Origin of the sequence: Bradyrhizobium sp., from assembly GCF_035701725.1 — a bacterium.
In the GTDB taxonomy this organism is placed as follows: Bacteria; Pseudomonadota; Alphaproteobacteria; order Rhizobiales; family Xanthobacteraceae; genus Bradyrhizobium.
Genome location: NZ_DASSRP010000225.1, coordinates 1 through 5,152, shown reverse-complemented (window position 1 = coordinate 5,152; position 5,152 = coordinate 1). Strand labels below are relative to the sequence as shown.

The 5,152-nt window shown below is 61.6% G+C and carries 7 protein-coding genes; 4 read left to right on the top strand and 3 right to left on the bottom strand.

Translation table 11 applies throughout. From position 1 onward, the window contains the following. Window positions 1-249 precede the first annotated feature (249 nt). The 3 genes from VFL62_RS13160 to VFL62_RS13150 are packed head-to-tail and all read left to right on the top strand — an operon-like array spanning window position 250 to window position 1,579. Window positions 250-705, top strand: a complete 456-nt coding sequence (locus VFL62_RS13160; protein WP_325172816.1) for a hypothetical protein — start codon at window positions 250-252, stop codon at window positions 703-705. Then, window positions 702-935, top strand: coding sequence for a hypothetical protein (locus VFL62_RS13155; RefSeq protein WP_325172815.1), 234 nt, complete (start codon window positions 702-704; stop codon window positions 933-935). Before VFL62_RS13160 ends, VFL62_RS13155 begins: the two co-directional genes overlap by 4 nt. Beyond that, entirely contained in the window at window positions 932-1,579 is a 648-nt protein-coding gene (locus VFL62_RS13150) for a hypothetical protein (protein ID WP_325172814.1), read from the top strand. Before VFL62_RS13155 ends, VFL62_RS13150 begins: the two co-directional genes overlap by 4 nt. Before the next feature lie 12 nt (window positions 1,580-1,591). Here VFL62_RS13150 and VFL62_RS13145 read toward each other — a convergent pair whose 3' ends face one another. Then, complete coding sequence (locus VFL62_RS13145; RefSeq protein ID WP_325172813.1) at window positions 1,592-2,323, bottom strand: response regulator transcription factor; 732 nt, start codon at window positions 2,321-2,323, stop codon at window positions 1,592-1,594. A 240-nt stretch (window positions 2,324-2,563) separates the two neighbouring features. After that, window positions 2,564-2,983, bottom strand: coding sequence for a hypothetical protein (locus tag VFL62_RS13140; RefSeq protein ID WP_325172812.1), 420 nt, complete (start codon window positions 2,981-2,983; stop codon window positions 2,564-2,566). Between the two features lie 129 nt (window positions 2,984-3,112). On the opposite strand from VFL62_RS13140, the gene VFL62_RS13135 reads away from it, so the two are divergent. Next, window positions 3,113-4,078, top strand: a complete 966-nt coding sequence (locus tag VFL62_RS13135) for a tetratricopeptide repeat-containing protein (RefSeq protein WP_325172811.1) — start codon at window positions 3,113-3,115, stop codon at window positions 4,076-4,078. Window positions 4,079-4,493: 415 nt separating this feature from the next. Here VFL62_RS13135 and VFL62_RS13130 read toward each other — a convergent pair whose 3' ends face one another. After that, complete coding sequence (locus VFL62_RS13130) at window positions 4,494-5,045, bottom strand: hypothetical protein (protein ID WP_325172810.1); 552 nt, start codon at window positions 5,043-5,045, stop codon at window positions 4,494-4,496. Between the last annotated feature and the right edge of the window lie 107 nt (window positions 5,046-5,152).

Genomic DNA, 5,152 nt, shown 5'->3' with positions numbered 1-5,152 from the left:
AGCACCGTTCGCTTGTACCGGTGTGCCGGCTGCGGAGAAATCGTTTGGGACGAGGGTGCCGACGCGATCTAGCCGGCGCGCCAAAGACGGAGGTTGGGGGATCAGTTCTGCGAACAAGACTGTCGAATTGAAAATTGCCGGCGGCACAGCGTCCTCGATCCCGGCCGCTGGCTCGGTAATCCACCCACGGGCTGGAGGCAACCGCAACCAGCTTTTTGCAGCGAGAAGATTGCCAGAGGAGTGAATACGATGAGAGGACATAATACTGCGGCGCGGCCGTTCGACATCAGTCAGATCGAGGGAGAAATTCACGAAGCGGTGGTGCACAGGACCCCGCACATCCAGCCGGTGGACTCGGTGCCGCGGGTGCTCGCGGTTCCGGACTATGTCAACCACCGTGAAGACGCGACCGAGATCGGCAAGCTCTCGGCCGAGGCCATTGTCAGGGAATATGAGCTGACCGCGAAGGAAATCGAAGCGGTCGGCGAGTTCGTGAAGGAAATGGCGCAGCGCTGCGAACAGCTTACGACATCGGCTTCCGCCATGCTCAAGGATATCAAGGCCACGGCGGCGCGCTATCGCAAGGAAGGCAAGCGCATCTTCAACGAAATCGAATCCTGCTCCAGCGCCACCGACGAGGTCCGTCAGCTCTGCGAGACGTTCCGGGACCGGATCGCGGCGAAGGCGCCCGAGGGAATGACATGATCCTGTACTGGGTGGTGCCGTACCTTCTGGTCATGGCACCGCTCCTCATTGTGCTGGTCTCGGTGACGCTGGGCGGCTGCGCGATGACACGGACGACCGGCGATCAGGTCTCCCAGACGCGGTTCTACGCCGATGCGAACAGCAGAACCGGGGACGAACTGGTCAAGGAGTTGGAGCGGCGCGAGGTCCGCGCCGAACTGCGACGCACCATTGACGAGGCGCAGCGATGATCTGCGATTCCTGCCGGCGCGATGTGGACTACGTCAAGGCATCGTTCTGGCATCGAGAGGCGATGATGTGTCGCGAGTGCCTCGCCCAATGGTGCGATCCCGATAACATTTATGATGCCGGCGCGGGCGACGCGGCGAGTGTCGGAAACTATGTCCGTCTCCAGCATGGTCTTCCACCACTCGCCGCTGCGCTGGCAGCGCTGCTGCTGACAGGCGCGCCGGCCGCGCACGCCTCGCGCCACTGTCTCGATCAGGCTGAAGCAGGCAGGACATGGCCGTCCCAGGCGCTAATGAGGGACGGCGACGGCTGCTGGACCTACGACCGTCATTCGTCTCGCGTGCGGATGTCAGTCACGGCAGCGCAGGAAACGCCCGCCGCACCGGCGACGCCCGTACCCGTGGGGGAAGCAACGTTGGCGGATCGCTTTGGTGAAGTGGGCATGCTTCGGCTCGAGCTGGATCAGCTCGGGCCGAAGCCCGTCTCGCGGCGGCCGCCGCAATCGGAACCGTTCGAGAATGCCCGGCAATTTGCGCTGTTCGTCTGGATCGTGCTGGCCGTCACCTCCGTCGTCGAGGTTGCGACCGGGGCGATCACGCGCAAGGCCTCGCGCCCGCGATGGCCGGCCCGGAGAGCCGCCCGGTAACGGCTGGCATCTTCAGCGCACCGCCTGATCCTGGAGCAATACCTCAAGCTCGGCCTGCGCCCCGCTGGCCTGATCGAACAAGTGGTGGTTGAAAGCCCAGATCGCAGCCTGCGTGCGATTGCTGGCGCCGATTTTTCGCAGGATCGCCTTCACATGCGCCTTCACCGTCGGCTCCGCGATGCCAAAGAACCGTGCGACCAGCTTGTTCGAGTCGCCCCGCACGATGCGCTCGAGAATCGCGATCTCCCGCGCGGACAGCTTCGCGGCAGAAGCCTCGTCCCCGGCCTCCCATAATATCTCGCCGGACAGGGGAGGCGACGGTCGTTCTTCCCGCATCTGGTTTTCCAGCGGCCAGAGCCGGGCATCGATGAGAATGAGCTTGCCGTTGACCACGGCTTGCAGCGTGTTGACGAGGTCGCCGGGACTGACGGTATTGAACAGCGCGGCGTTTGCTCCGTCATCCAGCGCGCTGGCGAGCGAACGCGGATTGCTCTCGTCGGCAACCGCGACGATGAAGGCGAGCGGATAGCGGCTTCGGATCTTGCTGCAGATGACGGCCGGGTTCGCGTCGATCGCCACGATGAACAGGATCGGCCCATCGTCGGGAATTCCGCTGAGATTCTCCAAGTCGATCGCGCAGCCGTGGGCACGGAAGCGGGTCTTCGACAGTATTAGTCGCAGACCTTCCCGGAATAGCCCATCACTTTGCAGGATATAGGTCGGTACAGCGGACTCACTCGACATATCCTGGCTGCCGTTCCCGTGAACACAAAACTCATTCTTCGTATGTCCTCCCTGCCGCCAATGACCATACATCCTTGGGTATATTTGGGAATAACCTAGGATAACTTTGAGGCGGCATCCGCGCCGCCGGGATGGAACCCGCCGGCAGCTTCCCGGGGCTTTTTCCGGTCTGTCACAGACGCATCCGTGCGCGGCGGATCAGATGTCGCGGGCAGCGAAGGACAGAGCCGAAAGCCGCGATCAAATCGCGCGCCGTTCTTCCGAAACGTCGTGCGAATAGCGGCTGCATTCCAAGACGGCGGAAAGCGCAGCCGCTTTCAAGACGACCGGATCACGCTCTCCCCTCGCTGCGCAGGCCAGGATGTTGGAAGCAATGTCGGCTTTTGCGGTCGATGTTCGTTTTGCTTCGGGAAGCGTTGCCGATGCATCCTCAAGCACGGACTTCATCAATGCGATCAGCTCAGGCTGAAAAACGGCTCCTGTCATGACAGCGTCCTCCAACGCAACTCTTGTTTCCATTTTATGCGCCGGGTTTTGCCAATGGCAATTAAAGAACGCTCCGCCTTGTGATTCCGTCGAACAGAGACAGCGATGCTGCCTGATTTTTGTTGATGCGGTCGCGCGCTGTATTTGCAAGGGCATGCGCGGCTGCAACGCCAAGGGGAGCGCCGGGCGCGGTCACGTGGCCGCGATTGCTGCGCTGTTTTGCCTCGCCTTGCGTTGAACCTGTGCGGCCTCTGCCAGCACCAAAAGCGCATATCGCCGAAAACCATGGCAGAGGAATGCGCGATGAAGGCCCTGAAAGCATCGTTCTGTATCGCCGTCACCGCGCTCGCCTTGAGCCTTTCGTCCGGCGCCTCCTCCCGTGCGGCCGAGGATGAAGCGGGTACTCTTACCCAGCAGATGAAAGAACTTTATCGCGCCGGCAAGTACACTGAAGCGCTGCCATTGGCCCAGAAGGCTCTCGCCCTTCGCGAGAAGGAGTTCGGTCCCGACGATGCCAACGTCGCGATGTCGCTGAACGATCTCGGCACGATCCATTACAATCTGGGTCAATACGCGGTTGCCGAGTTATTGTACAAGCGCTCGCTGGCCATCAGGGAGAAGACGCTCGGTCCGGACCATGCCGAGGTCGCAACCCTGCTGAACAATCTGGGCGACCTCTACCGCGCCGAAGAGCGTTACGCGGAAGCGGAGCCGATTCTCAAGCGCTCGATCGCCATTCGCGAGAAAACACTCGGTCCAGAGGATCCATCAATCGTGATGGCGATGAGCAACCTTGCCGCGACCTACAGCAATCAGCGTCGCTACATTGAGGCCGAGCCGCTGTTCAGGCGCGGCCTTGCGATCCTCGAAAAGGCGCACGGCCCCGACGATCCCGAAGCGACGGTGCTGATGAGCAACCTTGCCGATGCCTATATCCATCTGCATCGTTACGCCGATGCCGAGCGTCTGCTCAAGCGATCGATCGTCGTCACCGAGAAGGCATTCGGGCCCGATCATCCCGACGTCGCCCAGGCGATGAACAATTTGGGCGCGCTATACGCTCGTCAGGGGCGCAATGCCGAAGCCGAGAAACTCTTCAAGCAATCGGTGGCTACCTTCGAGAAGACGCTCGGTCCGAACCATCCGGATCTGGCGGACGTGCTGGAGAATCTCGCCGCCTTCTACAAGGACCGCGGTCGCAACACCGACGCCGAACAATTCTTCAAGCGGTCGATCGCCATCCGCAAGGCAGCATCGCGGCCGATCTGAAGCATTTCGGACCTGGCGGCAGGCGGATGCATTGGTGGTTTGACGGTCGCAAGTCGCTATGGGACCGCCGGGTCAATGGCAACAGGGCGTGTGACAAAAAAGGCCGCCAAAGGCGTTAGAGCGACCTTTGGCGGCGCAGGGTAGGGGGTAAGCGCAAACGCGGTGGGCGCGCCTACGCTGAAACATTTAACCGGCGCGCGATCCGAGCTTCGTTGATCTGCATCAATCAATCAGTTCCACGGCGACAATCGCGCGCAGAGGCGGGAAGGCTGCTTGGGTCACTCGCCGGCATCACGCCTTTTGGCGTATTGCCGCGAACCCTGCGGGCCTTATAGTCGCCGGATATGGGGAAAATCGGCTTATTGATCGGCGTTGCTGCTGCCGTCGCAGTCGCGCTTGCGTCGATCGCGCACAATCAGTTTGGCCTTTCTCCGACGCTCGTTCGCGATGTGGCGTTGCTCGGTTCCGGCATGCTTGGCATCGGATTATTTTCCACCCGGGTCGGCGGTCGAGACTGACGCCGGCGTGCGATGCCATCCACGCGGCGTGTTTTCCCTGCGCGGGCGGCGGCCTTGTCGACAGCGACTGAGGCGCGCTGCTGACGACGGCGAAGCCCGTGCCAGAATGATGCGCTGCGATAGCTCTTCAGCCCCATCTGGCGATGGAGGGTCCCGGAACAAAAGATCGGCGTCGCGCGTATTTTCCTCGATGGTGGCAAGCTGAGGAGGAAAAGATGCCCGTGATTTTGTTGTGGGGTATTCCCACTCTGTTGGTCATAGGTGGTGGCGGCTATTGGCTGATGCATTTGCATCATTGAGCCGATGGACGCATGGAAAGCCCCGAATTTCTCGGGGCTTTCTTTCGGGGCCAGCCTCGCATCCGCCCGTCGCGTAGGCGGCACCAGGTCCAGGCATTCCAGCCTGACAAAATCGCTACCCAAAAATAGAGGGCCGGCCACGAGGGCCATGGCGACGGTCGGGGTCGCTTAGGCGGCGAAGGAGAGGGTACCAACGGGTGGGCAGAAGGTGCTAGGACATCGCCCAAACGCTGGCTGCCCAACCGCGCTGTCCCACT